Source organism: Klebsiella sp. LY, from assembly GCF_004010915.1.
GTDB lineage: Bacteria > Pseudomonadota > Gammaproteobacteria > Enterobacterales > Enterobacteriaceae > Klebsiella > Klebsiella quasipneumoniae.
The window spans coordinates 2,554,958-2,570,244 of record NZ_CP022444.1 but is presented as its reverse complement, the minus strand read 5'-3'; the positions used below and the strand labels follow the sequence as shown (position 1 = coordinate 2,570,244).

Sequence of the window (15,287 nt, the reverse complement as noted above, 5' to 3'; positions counted from 1 at the left end):
GTTAGGGTGAGGGGCTACCCCCACCGAATTAACAGGAAAGACAAGACTATGCAGACCATTATCGACGCCTGGTTCGTCCAGGGCATGATCAAAGCCACCTCCGACGCCTGGCTGAAAGGCTGGGACGAGCGCAACGGCGGCAACCTGACGCTGCGTCTGGATGAGGCGGATATCGAACCTTACGCGGCAGATTTCCACGCTAAACCCCGCTATATCGCCCTCAGCCAGCCGATGCCAACCCTGGCCAACCAGCCGTTTATCGTCACCGGTTCCGGCAAATTCTTCCGTAATGTCCAGCTCGACCCGGCCGCTAACCTTGGCGTGGTGAAAGTCGACAGCGACGGCGCGGGATACCATATCCTGTGGGGTCTGACGGAGGATGCGGTGCCGACCTCCGAGCTGCCGGCACACTTCCTGTCGCACAGCGAGCGCATCAAACTGACCGACGGCAAGGACCGGGTGATCATGCACTGTCATGCCACCAATCTGATCGCCCTGACCTACGTCCTGGAGAACCACAGCGATCTGTTCACCCGTAAGCTGTGGGAAGGTAGCACCGAATGTCTGGTGGTCTTCCCGGATGGCGTCGGCATTCTGCCGTGGATGGTGCCAGGCACCGATGAAATCGGCCAGGCGACTGCGGAAACCATGCAAAAACACTCGCTGGTGCTGTGGCCGTTCCACGGCGTCTTCGGCAGCGGCCCAACCCTGGATGAGACCTTCGGCCTGATCGACACTGCCGAGAAGTCCGCCGAAGTGCTGGTGAAAGTTCTGTCCATGGGCGGGATGAAGCAGACCATCACTCGCGAAGAGCTTATCGCTCTTGGCAAACGCTTCAACGTCCAGCCGCTGCAGTCCGCGTTAGATCTTTATCCATAACAACATCGCGCCCCGCTCACCGAGACGGGGCGAAGCCTCACCTGCAAACCCTACAAAACTGACTCATGTGGAGTAAAAGCAATGAAAACAAAGACAAGCTTGATCCTCACCGTTGCCGCCCTGGCGTTGTCCGGTTCCGCCTTAGCAGAAGTTAAAATCGCCCTCGTGGCGAAATCGCTGGGAAATGGCTTCTTCGAAGCCGCCAACGTTGGCGCCCAACAGGCCGCCAAAGAGTTAGGTGATGTCAAAGTGATCTACACCGGCCCGACCACCACCACCGCCGAAGCGCAGATCGATGTGCTGAACGGGTTGATCGCCCAGGGGGTGGATGCGATCGCCATTTCCGCCAACGATCCGGACGCGGTGGTGCCGGTGCTGAAAAAAGCGATGCAGCGCGGCATCAAAGTGGTTTCCTGGGACTCCGGCGTGGCGCCGGCAGGCCGCCAGATCCATCTTAATCCTTCCAATAACGCCTTAATTGGCGAGACCAACGTCAAGCTCGCCGCCGATGCGCTGAAGGCGCTGAACGTGGAGAAGGGGGATGTGGCGGTGTTAAGCGCCACCCCGACCTCCACTAACCAGAATATCTGGATTGAGGAGATGAAAAAGGTGCTGCCGCAGTATCCGTCCGTCAATCTGGTGACCGTCGCCTACGGTGACGATCTGTCGGATAAAAGCTACCGCGAAGCGGTGGGCCTGCTGAAATCATATCCGGACCTGAAAGTCATTGTTTCGCCGTCATCGGTGGGGATTGTTGCCGCCGCGCAGGCGGTGAAGGACCAGGGAAAAATTGGCAAAGTCTATGTCACCGGGCTGGGGCTGCCGTCGGAAATGGCCGGCGCGATCAAGTCTGGCGCCAGCAAAAGCTTCGCCATCTGGAACCCGATTGACCTCGGTTACGCCGCCACCTATCTGGCCGACGATTTAGTCAAAGGCACGGCGACCAAAACCGAAGCCAGTATGGGCAAGCTGGGCAAAGTGAAGCTGGACGCCGAAGGGAATGGCGCGATGGCCGAGCCGTTTGTCTACGATGCGAGCAACATCGATAAGTTCTCGAAAATTTTCTAACCCTTGTTCCCTCACCCCGGCCCTCTCCCAGAGGGAGAGGGGGAACGGCTGGCCCTCTGCGCGATGCGGCCTGCGGGCGCCGGACCGTTCCCTCTCCCCAGGGGAGAGGGGGAAAGACTGGTCCTCTGCGCAATGCGGCCTGCGGGCGCCAGACCGTTCCCTCTCCCCTTTGGGGAGAGGGTTAGGGTGAGGGGCGATTTTACGGAGAACTATCATGTCAGCATCAACACCACTGCTGTCGCTGAAGGGGATCACCAAGATTTTTCCCGGTGTGCGCGCCCTTGAGAACGTGCAGCTCGATCTCTGGCCCGGCAAAGTGACCGCCCTCATCGGCGAAAACGGCGCGGGGAAATCCACGCTGGTCAAAGTGATGACCGGTATTTATCAGCCCGAAGAGGGGGAGATCCTCTATAAAGCGATTCCCATTCATCTGCCGACGCCGGAGTCGGCGCACAAGATGGGGATCACCGCCATCCACCAGGAAACCATACTGTTTGACGAACTTTCGGTCAGCGAAAACATTTTCGTCGGCCAGTATCTGTATAAGGGACTGCTCAAAACGCTCGACTGGCCGGCGATGCACCGCCGGGCTGGCGAGATCCTCGCCCGGCTGGAAGTCCAGATCGACCCGCGGGCAACGTTAAAAACACTCAGCATCGCCCAGCGGCACATGGTGGCGATTGCCCGGGCGCTGGCTTTCGACGCCCAGGCGGTGATCCTCGATGAGCCGACCGCCGCGCTTTCCCAGCATGAAATCCTGGAGTTTTATCACATCGTTGAGCGTCTGAAGCAGGACGGCAAAGCGATCCTGTTTATCTCGCATAAGTTCGATGAAATTTTCGAGCTGGCCGACTATTACACCATCCTGCGCGATGGGGTGTACGTCAGCTCCGGGATAATGAGCGATATTACCGAAGAGCGGATGGTGTCGATGATGGTGGGCCGGGCGATCAGCCAAACCTACCCGAAAGTCGACTGTACCCCAGGGGAAACGGTGCTGGAGGTCAACGATCTTTGTCATCCTACCGAGTTTGCCGATATCAGCTTCAGCCTGCGCAAGGGGGAAATTCTCGGCTTTTACGGCCTGGTGGGCGCCGGACGCACCGAGCTGATGCAGGCGCTCTCCGGCGTAACGCATCCCTCCTCCGGCGAGATCCGACTGAACGGCAGCCCCATGCGCTTTCGCCAACCCGCCGACGCTATCCGCGCGGGCATCGTCTGCGTACCGGAAGAGCGACAGAAACAGGGGGCGATCATCGCCCTGCCTATCGCCCAGAACATCAGTCTGCCGCAGCTGAGCAAGCTCAATCCTAACGGCGTCCTGAACGACGCCCGGGAATGGCGGCTGGCGGACGAGTACGCCTCGCGCCTGCAGGTTAAAGCCTCCAGCTGGCGGCAGCCGGTGGAGACCCTCTCTGGCGGCAACCAGCAGAAAGTGGTGATCGGCAAATGGCTGGCGACCCAGCCCGAGGTGATCATCCTCGATGAGCCGACCAAAGGCATCGATATCGGCTCAAAAGCCGCTGTGCATCAGTTTATGTCCGAGCTGGTCAGCCAAGGGCTGGCGGTGATTATGGTCTCGTCAGAGCTGCCGGAAGTCATGGGCATGGCCGACCGGATTATCGTGATGCACGAAGGGCTGATGGTCGCCGAGTACCGGGCCGGGGAAGCGACGGCGGAAACCATCGTTAGCGCCGCCAGCGGCATCGGCCAGGAGGCAGCATGATGGGACACGCATGGCTGAAGCATCGCGAAGCGCTGCTGGCGCTGGTCATCATTTTGATGATCGGCGCCATTGGCAGCCGGGCGCCGTCGTTCGTTTCACCGGGTAATCTGGTGGAGATGTTTAACGATACTGCCATCCTTATCATTCTCGCCCTCGGACAGATGATGGTGCTGCTCACCAAAGGCATCGATTTGTCGATGGCCGCCAACCTGGCGCTGACCGGGATGATCGTCGCCCTGCTCAATGCCCATAATCCGGGTATTCCGGTGGTAGCGCTGCTGGCGCTGGCAACCCTGCTGGGCCTGCTGATGGGGATGATTAACGGCCTGCTGGTCTGGCGCCTCGGCATTCCCGCCATCGTGGTGACCCTGGGCACCATGAGCATTTATCGCGGCATTATCTTCCTGCTGACCGACGGTGGCTGGGTTAACTCACATCAGATGAGCGCTGATTTTCTCAGTCTGCCGCGCAGCACCCTCCTGGGATTGCCGCTGCTGAGCTGGTGCGCCATCGCCGCGCTGCTGCTGGTGGGTTACTTCCTGCGCTACAGCCGCACCGGCCGGGCCTTGTATACCGCGGGCGGCAACGCGACGGCGGCGTATTACACCGGCATTAACGCCGGGAAAATGCAGTTCGTCAGCTTCTGCCTCTCCGGCGCGCTGGCTGGCTTCTGCGGCTATCTGTGGATCTCGCGCTTCGCTGTCGCCTATGTCGATGTGGCGAACGGCTTTGAGCTGCAGGTGGTCGCCGCCTGCGTGATCGGCGGTATCAGCACCATGGGCGGAAGCGGACGGGTACTGGGCTGCCTGTGCGGCGCGCTGTTCCTCGGGGTCATCAATAATGCCCTGCCGGTGATCGGCATTTCGCCGTTCTGGCAAATGGCGATTTCCGGGGCAGTGATCGTCATGGCGGTGCTGCTTAACGAGCGCGGCAATCGCGGTCACGGGCGGTTAATCCTGCGTAACGCGGCGTTAGCCCGGCAGAAACAAGGGATGAAATCATGAGCAAGATGATGGTATCTGAAGAGATGAAAAACGCCCCGGCCGCGCCGTCGCCGCTGCGCCGCCTGCTGTGCTGGGAAGGGTTTTTACTGGCGGTGACCCTCGCGGTATTTATCGGCAACGCCCTGGCTTCCCCTTACTTCCTCAATATCTGGAACCTGTCGGACGCCACCTTCACCTTTACTGAGAAGGCGATCGTCGTTCTGCCGATGGCGATGCTGATTATCGCCCGCGAAATTGACCTTTCGGTAGCCTCGACGATGGCGCTCAGCTCAACGGTGATGGGCTTTTGCGCGGCGGCGGGGATGGATACGCCGCTGCTGGTATTGGTCGGATTGGGCGTGGGTCTGCTATGCGGTCTGTTCAACGGTATCCTGGTGACGCGTTTTAACCTGTCGTCGATCGTGATCACCATCGGCACCATGAGCCTGTATCGCGGCATCACCTATATCCTGCTGGGCGATCAGGCGCTCAACCACTACCCGGAGAGCTTTGCCTGGTTCGGCCAGGGGTACGTGTGGGGGGCGCTCTCTTTTGAGTTTGCGCTGTTTATCCTCCTCGCGGCCGCCTTCACCTTCCTGCTGCATAAAACTAACTTTGGCCGCCGAACCTATGCCATCGGCAATAACCCGACCGGCGCCTGGTACTCCGGGATCAACGTGAAGCGACATAACCTCGCGCTGTTCGCGCTGGTCGGGCTGATGGCCGGGCTGGCGGCGATCCTGTTGACCTCACGGCTCGGCAGTACCCGCCCCACTTTGGCGATGGGCTGGGAGCTGGCGGTTGTCACCATGGCGGTGCTCGGCGGCGTCAATATTCTTGGCGGTTCCGGCAGCATGCCCGGGGTGATCATCGCCGCCTTTCTGATGGGGCTGGTGACCTTCGGCCTGAGCCTGCTGAACGTACCCGGCATCGTGATGTCGGTGATTATCGGCGCGATGCTGATCGTGGTGATCTCCCTGCCGATTATGGCCCGGCGGATGCTGCAGCGAAGACGATGTTAATTTCCCCCTCGCCCTGGCCCTCTCCCAAGGGAGAAGGGCGGGGTGAGGGGAAACGGATTTCCCAAAATCAACATTAAGGAGAATTATCATGAGTTTTATGTTGGCACTACCTAAAATCAGCCTCCACGGCGCAGGCGCTATCGGTGATATGGTCAAGCTGGTAGCGGGCAAACAGTGGGGCAAGGCGCTGATCGTCACCGACGGTCAACTGGTGAAGCTGGGCCTGCTGGACAGTCTGTTTTCCGCGCTGGATGAACAGCAGATGGCTTATCAGCTGTTTGACGGCGTGTACCCTAATCCCACCGAAGCGCTGGTGCAGCAAGGCTATGCGGCGTACCAGGCGGCCCGCTGCGATTACCTGATCGCCTTCGGCGGCGGCAGCCCGATTGATACCGCCAAGGCGATAAAAATCCTCACCGCCAACCCTGGCCCCTCCACAGCCTACTCCGGCGTCGGCAAAGTGAAAAACGCTGGCGTGCCGCTGGTGGCCATCAACACCACCGCCGGCACGGCGGCGGAGATGACCAGCAACGCCGTGATTATCGATAGCGAGCGTCAGGTAAAAGAGGTGATTATCGACCCGAACCTGATCCCGGATATCGCCGTCGACGACGCCAGCGTGATGCTCGACATCCCACCAGCCGTTACCGCCGCCACCGGCATGGACGCCCTGACCCACGCCATCGAGGCCTTTGTCTCCGTTGGCGCCCATCCCCTCACCGACGCCAACGCCCTCGAGGCCATCCGCCTGATCAACCTGTGGCTGCCAAAAGCGGTAGAGGAGGGACACGATCTGCAGGCCCGCGAACAGATGGCCTTTGGCCAGTATCTGGCGGGCATGGCGTTCAACAGCGCCGGCCTCGGGCTGGTACACGCCCTGGCCCATCAGCCTGGCGCCACCCACAACCTGCCACACGGCGTGTGCAACGCCATCCTGCTGCCGATCATCGAAAACTTTAACCGCCCGAACGCGGTGGCGCGCTTCGCCCGCGTGGCGCAGGCGATGGGTGTCGATACCCACGGCATGAGCGATGAAGCCGCCAGCATGGAGGCCATCAACGCCATTCGCGCGCTGAGCAAACGCGTAGGGATCCCCCAGGGCTTCAGCCAGCTTGGCGTCAGCAAAGCCGATATCGAAGGCTGGCTGGACAAAGCGCTGGCCGACCCGTGCGCGCCGTGTAACCCGCGCCCCGCCAGCCGCGATGAGGTACGCGAGCTCTATCTGGAGGCATTATGATCCGCAAAGCCTTTGTGATGCAGGTGAACCCTGACGCGCACGAGGAGTATGCACGTCGCCACAACCCCATCTGGCCGGAGCTGGAGGCGGTGCTGAAAACGCACGGCGCGCACCACTACGCCATTTATCTCGATAAAGAGCGCAACCTGCTGTTCGCCACGGTGGAGATTGAGTCGGAAGCCCGCTGGGAGGCGGTCGCCAGCACGGAAGTGTGCCAGCGCTGGTGGAAATACATGCGCGAGGTGATGCCCAGCAACCCGGACAACAGCCCGCTGAGCGCGGAGCTCAAAGAAGTGTTTTATCTGGCGTGAAACCCCGCGACGCCGGAGAGTACTTTCCCCGGCCTCCCCCCATGCGGGCTGGAGGCCGGTTCAACGGCGATAATGCAAAACAGGGGACACGATCCTTTACGCTCCCCTGTTTCTCTCGTCCATCATCCGGGGAAAAGTGCGTATTTGTCTTTATCCGCATCGGTAATTTCTCTTAATACCCGGCAAGGTACGCCAGCGGCAACCACATTCGCCGGTATAGAGCGATTTACCACACTGCCCGCGCCTATGACTGAATTCTGGCCAATCGTTACCCCGGGATTAATAATCACCCCCGTGCCTAACCAGACCCCATCTTCAATCACTACCGGTAATGAAAACTGTTGATGCGTATGGCGCAGCGCGGGGTGGATGGGATGCCCGGCGGTGGAGATAGTGACATTTGGCGCAAACATGACGTTATTGCCGATGATAATGTCCGCATCGTCGACCAGCGTGAGGTTAAAATTGGCATAAAAATTATCACCAATCGTCGTATGGATCCCATAGGCAATATTGATCGGCGGCTCTATCCAGCATTGTTCGCCGACTTTCGCGAACATGCGCTGAATAATATCGTTGCGCAATTCCTGATTAAACGGATGCGAATGATTATATTCATAGGCCCGCGCTTTACCCATCAGCCGCTGCTCCGGCAAGCCATATCCTGCATCCAGGTAAAGCTCACCGCTGTTCATACGTTTTTTCATATCCATCATGACATCTTCCTTCTCTGTCAGGCACCACCCTGTGCCACGGAATGTTGATAATTAAACGGTCATCGCATTATCGCGCAGCGGCTCACTTTTCGCCTTGCCCGCTAACGTAAACGCGGATATTAAGGTGACCGTCAGGGCTATTCCGCCGAGGATCATATAGGTCTCCTGGAAGCCGATCCGATCATACATATTGCCGGCGAAGGCGGAGAGGAAGATCGCCGCCACCTGCTTGGCGAACTGGAAGCCCACCAGATAAATGGTCGCCGACAGCCGGACATCAAACACGCCGGTGATGTATTTAAAGGCGCCCACCAGCAGGAACGGCACTTCCAGCGCATGGAGCATCTTCAGCGCCACCACTTCCGCGGCGGTGGTGGCGAAGGAAGAGCCAATCATTCTGGCCGCCATCACCATCCCGGCGATCAGCAGGGTATTCTTCGCTCCGATGCGGTTAATAATCCACGGCGAGCTGAACATAATGATGGCGTTACATATTTCTCCCGCGGTGGTGGCGAAACCAAAGGCACGGGTGCCTGCTTCCGGGGTCGCAAAGAACGATTTGAAGAAGGTGGCGAACTGCTGATCGAAAACGTCATACACGCAGGCTACGCCGATAACATACAGAATAAACATCCACATCTTCCGCTGACGGAACATGCGCACCGCCGTTTTTAAATCGATCGCCGGGCGATTGGCGCCGAGCGAGTCCATTACCTGCGCGGACTGACTGGCCTGCGGTTTGGCGATAGCCACCAGCACCACCAGCAGCAGCGCGGCGGCCGACCCCATCCAGAACACCCATTCGGGATTAATGCTGAACAGCATGCCGGCGGTGGTGGCGCACAGCGCCCATCCCAGACAACCAAAGGTGCGCGCCTTGCCGTATTCAAACCCGCTGTTGCGGCTTACCCGTTCGATATAGGCCTCCATCGCGCCGGCGCCTGCGGAGAATACAAAGCCGATATAGGCGCCGCCGCTCAGCGCCCCGAGCCAGATGTTGGTTTTCAGCAGCGGCGCGAAAACATAGAGGAAGAAGGGAGCAATCAGCACCAGCAGAACGGTCACGATCCACATCAGATGTTTTTTCAGCCCCAGCTTGTCTGAGATCACCCCGAGAACCGGCTGGAAACAGATGGCGAACAGCGACAGGCTGGAGAAAACGAGGCCGGTTTCAGTTTTATTCAGGCCGATAACATCCGACAGCCAGATCGGCAGAAACGGAAAGCAGGTGGCCATGATGAAGAAGTAGAGAAAGAAGAACAGCCCGAAAATCCAGAAGTTGGGGTTGTTTTTGTGGGTACAGACGGTCGGGTTCATTATATTTTCCTCAAGAAGGGCCGCGACGCGGCCCGATACCATCACACGCGTTGCAGGCCAATCAGAATGGCGCTTTCCGGGTCGAGGATGGGCAGCGCCAGCCCCGCCTGCTGTAGCCACTCACCGCTCACCGTCTGCGGCGTCGTCATCCATGCCGGCAGCTTCCGCATGGTGTGGCCGCCCTCGCCGGTGATCTGAATGTTCGGATGATCGAGGAGCGTCACCTGATAGCGGGCGCTCGCCTCCAGCCCCGCCAGGCGCAGCGGCGCCATCAGGGTGTAGTCCGGCATCGCCAGCTGGCTGACGAGGAAAATCGCCTGCGCTTTATCCGGGCTGACGACGCCATGGGCAAGGGTGGTGGCGTCCGGCATATCCATCCGCCACTGCACGCCGTGATGGATCACGTCGCGCCACTGCTTATGCAGAGCCGCGTATTTCCTATACCCGGCGCGCTCTTCTTCATCGGCGCTCACCGGATCCAGCTCAAGCCCCATATGACCGAACAGCGCCGTCAGGCCGCGGAAGGCGATACTGTGCTGGCGGAAGGTGGCATGACAGTGGCGATTACCGATATGCGCGCCCATCACCTCCGGCGGGAAGAAGTAGCTCATGCCGCGCTGGATGGTGTTGCGCTCAAGGGCGTCATTGTTGTCAGAAGCCCAGAAGCGATGGCTGCGCTTGAGGACTTCATAATCGATACGACCGCCGCCGGAGGAGCAGGATTCAAATTCAATATGCGGGAAGCGGGCCACCAGCGTATCCAGCAGGCGGTAGAACTGGCGAGTCTGCGCATCGGCGGCGGCTTTGCCGTTATGGCCCGGCTGCACCAGCTCGCGGTTCATATCCCATTTCACGTAGTCCACCGCGTGTTCGCCCAGCAGCCAGCTCATCCGCTCCAGCAGATAATCAAAGGCTTCCGGAATATTCAGGTTCAGGACAAACTGATGACGCCCGGGAAGCGGCGTATAGCCCGGAAGCGCCAGCACCCAATCAGGGTGTGCCCGATACAGATCGGAATCCGGGTTAATCATCTCAGGCTCCACCCAGATACCGAACTCCATCCCCAGCGATTTCACGTGGTTGATAACCGGCGTCAGGCCGTGGGGGTATTTTTTCTCATCGAGATACCAGTCGCCGAGCGCCGCCCAGTCGTCGTTGCGTCCTTTAAACCAGCCGTCGTCAATGATAAAACGCTCCACGCCCAGGGCCGCCGCTTCATCCGCCATGCGCATGATGTAGTCCGGATCGTGGTCGAAATAGATCCCCTCCCAGGTGTTGAGATGCACCGGGCGCGGCTTGTTGCCCGGGAAGCGAATAATCCGTTCGCGCAGATAACGATGGAACTGCTGGCTCATGCCGTTCAGCCCGTTCGCCGAGTAGCTGGCATACAGGTAAGGCGTCCACAAGGTTTCCCCTTCTGCCAGCGCCATTTCGCCCGGCAGATAGAGCGCCTCGGCCTGCAGATAGCGGCGGCCATCGGTTTTCACCTCCGCCCGCAGGCGATGATTACCGCTCCAGGCCAGATGCACGCCCCAGACTTCACCCTGCATCTCGCTAAAGGCGTGGCTGCCGGTGATCAGGGCCGGGAAATGTTCGTGAGAGGTGCGCCCGCGGCGGTTCTCCAGCACAAAGCTGTCGTGCTCCAGGGTCAGGCGGTGAGGCTGAAACTCGCGGATCCAGCGGCCATGGAAAGCCATTACCTCACGAGCGCGTTCGGCGACCGGCAGCGTGACCGCCAGGCGATCCACCTGCCATGGGCTGACGCGCAGATTGGTCACGCCATGGCGCACGCTCAACACACCGCTGGCATCCAATGCGATCTCGCTGTACAAACGCAGGCCGGCATGCGGGTCTTCGCTGACCAGGGTTAGCGTCTGGCCCTCGTGCCGCACTTTGCTGGTGGCGAAAATCGGCGAGGCATCCAGCCCCTGGCGATGGCCTTCAATGCCCGGCGCGCCAAACAGACCATGGCCCAGTTCCGCCATTAAAGTGACCGGGGAATCGACATCGAGGCGGCCATTGGCGACCGGTCGCGTCAGGCTGTCGGCATCCTGCGGCGAAAAGTGGCTTAAATGCGGCCCCCAGTAGATAATTTCGGCGAAAGGGCGGGCTTTGATCACCACGTCAACCGTTGCGCTTTGCAGGCGTATAATCGAATCTGACATTAGACATCTCCATATCAAGGAATGTCTTACTGTTGATCCGAAACGTTTCGGACGCCAACCAAAACGTTTCGGATCCGTGATCGAGTTCAGGAAATTAATCTGTGGAGAAAATTATCAGGCGGTTTCGCCGGGAATGAATTCGGGCTGCCAGAGCACCTGAAGCGAGGTCAGATCTTCGCCGGCAATTAAGCGGCGGACCATCGTGGCTATCTGGCGGCCCACCCCCTGTCGGGTGGATTGAACCACCGCGCCCACCGGGGTGTCGATGATGCTATCCTGCGGCAAACCGTCGTAGACCACCAGTGAGACGCGATCGGCGCCGGTAAGACGTCCGAGCTGAGCCAGGGCCATCGCCGCGCCGTCGCCATGGGTATTGCAGTCGGTGACAATCGCCGTTGGCGGTTCAGGCAAGCGCAGCAGCTCCATCGTTGCCTGAAACCCGCCGCGGCGGGTGGGCGGCACGCTGCGCAGCCAGGTTTCCGCCAGGCCCGCTTCGCGCAGCGCTTCCAGGTAACCGTTGCGGCGTTGGGTAATAAACGCCTGATTATTATTTTCGCTCAGCAGCGCGATGCGCCGGTGCCCCTGGCTAATCAGATGACGGGTGGCGCGATACGTGCCCGCCTGGTTATCGAAATCAAACCAGGCGTAGGGCTGCGGCAGGCGGCTACGGCCCAGCGCGAGAAAAGGAAAGCCGGAAGAGAGCAGCTGAATCAGGCGCGGGTCGTCGTCCAGGGTATGCGCGACGATCAGCGCATCGACGCGACGGCTCTGCACCATGCGCATATAGCCGTGTTTATCGGCCTGTTCATCATCGGCGATCAGCAGTAAATCAATCTCATAGCGCGCCAGCTCGTGGCTGATTTCTCCCACCATTTCGAGAAAGACGTTGTTATTCAGCGGCGCGGGGCGCACGGGGAAAACGAGGCCAACGGCGTCGATTTTGCCCATTTTCAGGCGACGCGCGAACGTGTTTGGCCGATATCCGCGACGCTGCGCTTCAGCCTCCACGCGAGCACGGGTCTCCTGCGACACATCATCATAGCCGTTTAACGCGCGGCTGACGGTCGTTACCGAGATCCCAAGTTCTTTAGCAATGGCTTTCAGCGACATAGGTATGCCTGTCTTCGCGGAAGAATGCGGCTAGTGTCCCGCAATACGGCTATGGCGTCCAGCGAGAGCGCGACGCCCGCCGGTGCGATGTCAGTTTTGCTCAGCGATCAGCAGGGCCTGCGTATCCGGCTCCAGGGCCTGAAACACATGCTCCTGATCCGCCGGATAGCAGATGTAGTCGCCCTCGCCGAGCTCTTCCGGCGCCGACGTCAGCCCTACCCGCGCCCGCCCCTGGGTCACGATAATATGTTCCACCGAGCCTGGCGGATGCGGATGCGAAATGCGGTCGGCGCCGGGCTGGGTGAGCAGCAAATAGATGTCCCGACGCGCGCCGGGTGGACAGGCGGCCAGCAAAATAGCCTGATAGTTCGCCTGCTCCGCCACCACTTTTGTCCCCTCGCCGCGGCGGATCACCTGCGTTTTGTTCACCTGCGGCTCAAGCAGCCTGGCAAATGGAATATCCAGCGCTACGCAGAGCGACCACAGCGTTTCCAGACTCGGATTACCGTTGCCGGACTCCAGTTGCGATAGCGTGGATTTTGCGATACCCGCCCGACGCGCGACTTCCGCCAGCGAAAGCCCGGTCCGCGCCCGCTCCCGCACCAGACTTTTGGCGATAACGCTGATTGGCTGTGTCATACCCGCCCCTTGTTTTTTATATCGAACGATTTGTTCGCCTTGAAAAACGATCATTATGTGTTCATTATAATGGAAATTCGTTCGATATGGCTAAGTGATATGAAACAAACTCTCTCCAGTCTCAGCGGAGACACGATAAAAGCGATTGTTTTAGTTTGCCTCGCCGTCGGGGTGGTAGGCATGTCCTATGGGTCGCTGGCGGTGGCTTACGGCTTTCCCTTATGGGTGCCGCTCGTACTTTCGATGTCCGTGCTGGCGGGCGCCTCTGAATTTATGTTTATCGGTATTGTCGCCAGCGGCGGTAGCCCGCTGGCCGCCGCCGCCGCCGGCCTGTTAGTCAACGCGCGCCATATCCCTTTCGGGGTGACTGTGCGCGAACTGGTTGGTCGGCGCGCCTTAAGCTTTATCGGGTGCCACATTATGAACGACGAGAGCGTGGTCTTTGGCTTGTCGCAGCCCACCCCCGCGCAGCGCAAAGCGGCCTACTGGCTGTGCGGCGCCGGCGTAGCGCTGATCTGGCCTTTGGGTACGCTCACCGGCGCCGCCGTCGGCAAACTGCTGCCGGCGCCGGAAACCATCGGGCTTGACGCGGTCTTCCCGGCAATCCTGCTGGCGCTGGTGATCCCGGCCTTTAAAAACCGTACCACGCTGATCCGCGCCGTCAGCGGCGCCGCGCTGGCGCTTGCTGCCGTGCCGTTTGCGCCTACCGGGCTGCCGGTGCTGCTCTCGTTGTTTGGTTTACTGTCGAGGAAAAAATAATGGGCAATATGACGCTGTTTATCGCCGGTATCGCCATCCTGTCGCTGGGAACCTATCTGATGCGTCTTGGCGGCGCGAAGCTTGGTAATCGGCTGGCATTTTCCGAGCGCTCGCAGGCGCTGCTTTCCGATGCGGCGACGGTGCTGCTTTTTTCCGTCGCCCTGGCCACCACTTTCTATGAAGGCGCGCATTTCGCCGGCATGGCGCGCGTTCTGGGCGTGGCTGTCGCTGTATTTCTCGCCTGGCGCAAGGTGCCGCTGATCGGTGTGATTATCGCCGCGGCGGTGGTGACGGCGCTGCTGCGGCTGGCGGGTATGTCCTAGGACGGGTAGGCGTAATTCGCCAAACCGGTGCGTTGTCCGCTAATTGTGCCTTCAAGCCAGTGAATAACCGCCGTTATCTCCAGCGGGCGCTGCTGGTCTATCGTCAGAAGGGGTCCTAAAGACATGGGCTGCGCACGCCCGGCCAGCTGGGCCAGCTCGGGCAGATACTCTTCGCCGGGGTGGCCCGGCGGCCGCGTCGCCAGCCGCGAGGCATAGCGCGCGACCGCCAGCTCGGGGGAGATATGGTTCCAGATCTCAATCACCTGCTCCACGCCCGCCTGCCGCAGCAATTTTTGCAAGGTCTCCCGGGGCTGAAAGCCGAACCAGGCGTCGATCAACCAAACCATGCTGGCAGGCGACGCGCCGACAATCGACCAGATCACCTCATACGCCGCACAGCCCAGCTGGCGATTCATTGGCCGGTCGACCGGGGCCAGACGCGCCATAAACGGCTCTTTGATGCCGTCGATCGTCAATACCGGCAGGCTGAAGGTCTCCGCCAGCAAACGGGTGATGGTACTCTTCCCCGAGGCCGGAATGCCGTTGATTAAAATAGCCGTTTTGCAGACTGGGGTCAGATGTCTGTTCATAGTAATGCGACAACCTCCTCCCGGCTGCGGGCCATCCGCAGTTTGGCCATCGTGTCATTGTTATCCAGCAGCGCGACGATGGAGCGGATCCCCTCCTCGATATGCGCATTGCTGTCCCGGGCGCCAAACATAATGACAATGTCGGCTTTTTCACTGTCCGCAAAAGGAATCGGCTTTTCCAGCAGCACCAGGCTAAAGCAGTTGCGTCTGACGCCGCACTCGGGTCGGGCATGGGGGATAGCAATACCTTCATCGAAGACGTAATAGGCGCCATGGTTCAGGGTATTGTCGATCACCGCCTGGCTATATTCCGTCGAAATAAAGCCTTTTGCCTCCAGCGGGCGGGCAGCCAGCTTTATTACCCGCTGCCAGTCGGACTCCACAACGCCAACCTGAATGGCATCGGCCTCAATAAGCAGTTCTTTTATGGTCATTCTGTATT

General features: G+C 59.8%; 16 protein-coding genes. 9 read left to right on the top strand and 7 right to left on the bottom strand.

What is annotated here, in order from left to right:
* Positions 1-48: 48 nt before the first annotated feature.
* The 7 genes from rhaD to rhaM all read left to right on the top strand — a co-directional run bounded on the left by rhaD (position 49) and on the right by rhaM (position 7,226).
* Positions 49-879, top strand: a complete 831-nt coding sequence (gene rhaD, locus CE636_RS15450; RefSeq protein ID WP_004203662.1) for a rhamnulose-1-phosphate aldolase — start codon at positions 49-51, stop codon at positions 877-879.
* Between the two features lie 81 nt (positions 880-960).
* Entirely contained in the window at positions 961-1,947 is a 987-nt protein-coding gene (rhaS, locus tag CE636_RS15445; RefSeq protein WP_004203661.1) for a rhamnose ABC transporter substrate-binding protein, read from the top strand.
* A gap of 214 nt (positions 1,948-2,161) precedes the next feature.
* The gene (locus tag CE636_RS15440; RefSeq protein ID WP_017899826.1) at positions 2,162-3,673 is read left to right on the top strand and encodes a sugar ABC transporter ATP-binding protein; all 1,512 of its coding nucleotides are present in this window, start codon (positions 2,162-2,164) and stop codon (positions 3,671-3,673) included.
* Positions 3,670-4,677 carry an ABC transporter permease gene (locus tag CE636_RS15435; protein ID WP_017899827.1) on the top strand — a complete coding sequence of 336 codons (1,008 nt, stop codon included), beginning with the start codon at positions 3,670-3,672 and terminating at the stop codon, positions 4,675-4,677. Before CE636_RS15440 ends, CE636_RS15435 begins: the two co-directional genes overlap by 4 nt.
* Positions 4,674-5,678, top strand: coding sequence for an ABC transporter permease (locus tag CE636_RS15430; RefSeq protein ID WP_017899828.1), 1,005 nt, complete (start codon positions 4,674-4,676; stop codon positions 5,676-5,678). Before CE636_RS15435 ends, CE636_RS15430 begins: the two co-directional genes overlap by 4 nt.
* An 88-nt stretch (positions 5,679-5,766) precedes the next feature.
* Positions 5,767-6,915: a lactaldehyde reductase gene (gene fucO, locus CE636_RS15425; RefSeq protein WP_017899829.1), complete on the top strand. Its 1,149-nt coding sequence runs from the start codon at positions 5,767-5,769 to the stop codon at positions 6,913-6,915.
* Positions 6,912-7,226 carry an L-rhamnose mutarotase gene (gene rhaM, locus CE636_RS15420; RefSeq protein WP_017899830.1) on the top strand — a complete coding sequence of 105 codons (315 nt, stop codon included), beginning with the start codon at positions 6,912-6,914 and terminating at the stop codon, positions 7,224-7,226. Before fucO ends, rhaM begins: the two co-directional genes overlap by 4 nt.
* A 122-nt stretch (positions 7,227-7,348) precedes the next feature.
* On the opposite strand, the gene CE636_RS15415 is transcribed toward rhaM, so the two are convergent.
* The 5 genes from CE636_RS15415 to CE636_RS15395 all read right to left on the bottom strand — a co-directional run bounded on the left by CE636_RS15415 (position 7,349) and on the right by CE636_RS15395 (position 13,173).
* Positions 7,349-7,942, bottom strand: coding sequence for a maltose acetyltransferase domain-containing protein (locus tag CE636_RS15415; protein WP_017899831.1), 594 nt, complete (start codon positions 7,940-7,942; stop codon positions 7,349-7,351).
* Between the two features lie 51 nt (positions 7,943-7,993).
* Complete coding sequence (locus CE636_RS15410) at positions 7,994-9,259, bottom strand: MFS transporter (RefSeq protein ID WP_004203654.1); 1,266 nt, start codon at positions 9,257-9,259, stop codon at positions 7,994-7,996.
* Between the two features lie 41 nt (positions 9,260-9,300).
* The gene (locus CE636_RS15405; protein WP_004203653.1) at positions 9,301-11,424 is read right to left on the bottom strand and encodes an alpha-galactosidase; all 2,124 of its coding nucleotides are present in this window, start codon (positions 11,422-11,424) and stop codon (positions 9,301-9,303) included.
* Between the two features lie 114 nt (positions 11,425-11,538).
* The gene (locus CE636_RS15400) at positions 11,539-12,534 is read right to left on the bottom strand and encodes a substrate-binding domain-containing protein (RefSeq protein ID WP_004203649.1); all 996 of its coding nucleotides are present in this window, start codon (positions 12,532-12,534) and stop codon (positions 11,539-11,541) included.
* Between the two features lie 90 nt (positions 12,535-12,624).
* Positions 12,625-13,173: a helix-turn-helix domain-containing protein gene (locus tag CE636_RS15395; protein WP_002882865.1), complete on the bottom strand. Its 549-nt coding sequence runs from the start codon at positions 13,171-13,173 to the stop codon at positions 12,625-12,627.
* A 99-nt stretch (positions 13,174-13,272) separates the two neighbouring features.
* Between CE636_RS15395 and CE636_RS15390 the strand changes: the two genes are divergently transcribed.
* Positions 13,273-13,932, top strand: a complete 660-nt coding sequence (locus tag CE636_RS15390; RefSeq protein WP_004203648.1) for an AzlC family ABC transporter permease — start codon at positions 13,273-13,275, stop codon at positions 13,930-13,932.
* Positions 13,932-14,255, top strand: a complete 324-nt coding sequence (locus CE636_RS15385; protein ID WP_004203647.1) for an AzlD domain-containing protein — start codon at positions 13,932-13,934, stop codon at positions 14,253-14,255. The genes CE636_RS15390 and CE636_RS15385 overlap by 1 nt, the downstream gene beginning before the upstream one ends.
* On the opposite strand, the gene CE636_RS15380 is transcribed toward CE636_RS15385, so the two are convergent.
* Both CE636_RS15380 and CE636_RS15375 read right to left on the bottom strand, forming a co-directional pair.
* Positions 14,252-14,845: an AAA family ATPase gene (locus tag CE636_RS15380; protein WP_004203646.1), complete on the bottom strand. Its 594-nt coding sequence runs from the start codon at positions 14,843-14,845 to the stop codon at positions 14,252-14,254. The genes CE636_RS15385 and CE636_RS15380 overlap by 4 nt on opposite strands.
* Positions 14,842-15,279 carry a PTS sugar transporter subunit IIA gene (locus CE636_RS15375; RefSeq protein WP_004203645.1) on the bottom strand — a complete coding sequence of 146 codons (438 nt, stop codon included), beginning with the start codon at positions 15,277-15,279 and terminating at the stop codon, positions 14,842-14,844. Before CE636_RS15375 ends, CE636_RS15380 begins: the two co-directional genes overlap by 4 nt.
* Positions 15,280-15,287: the final 8 nt, after the last annotated feature.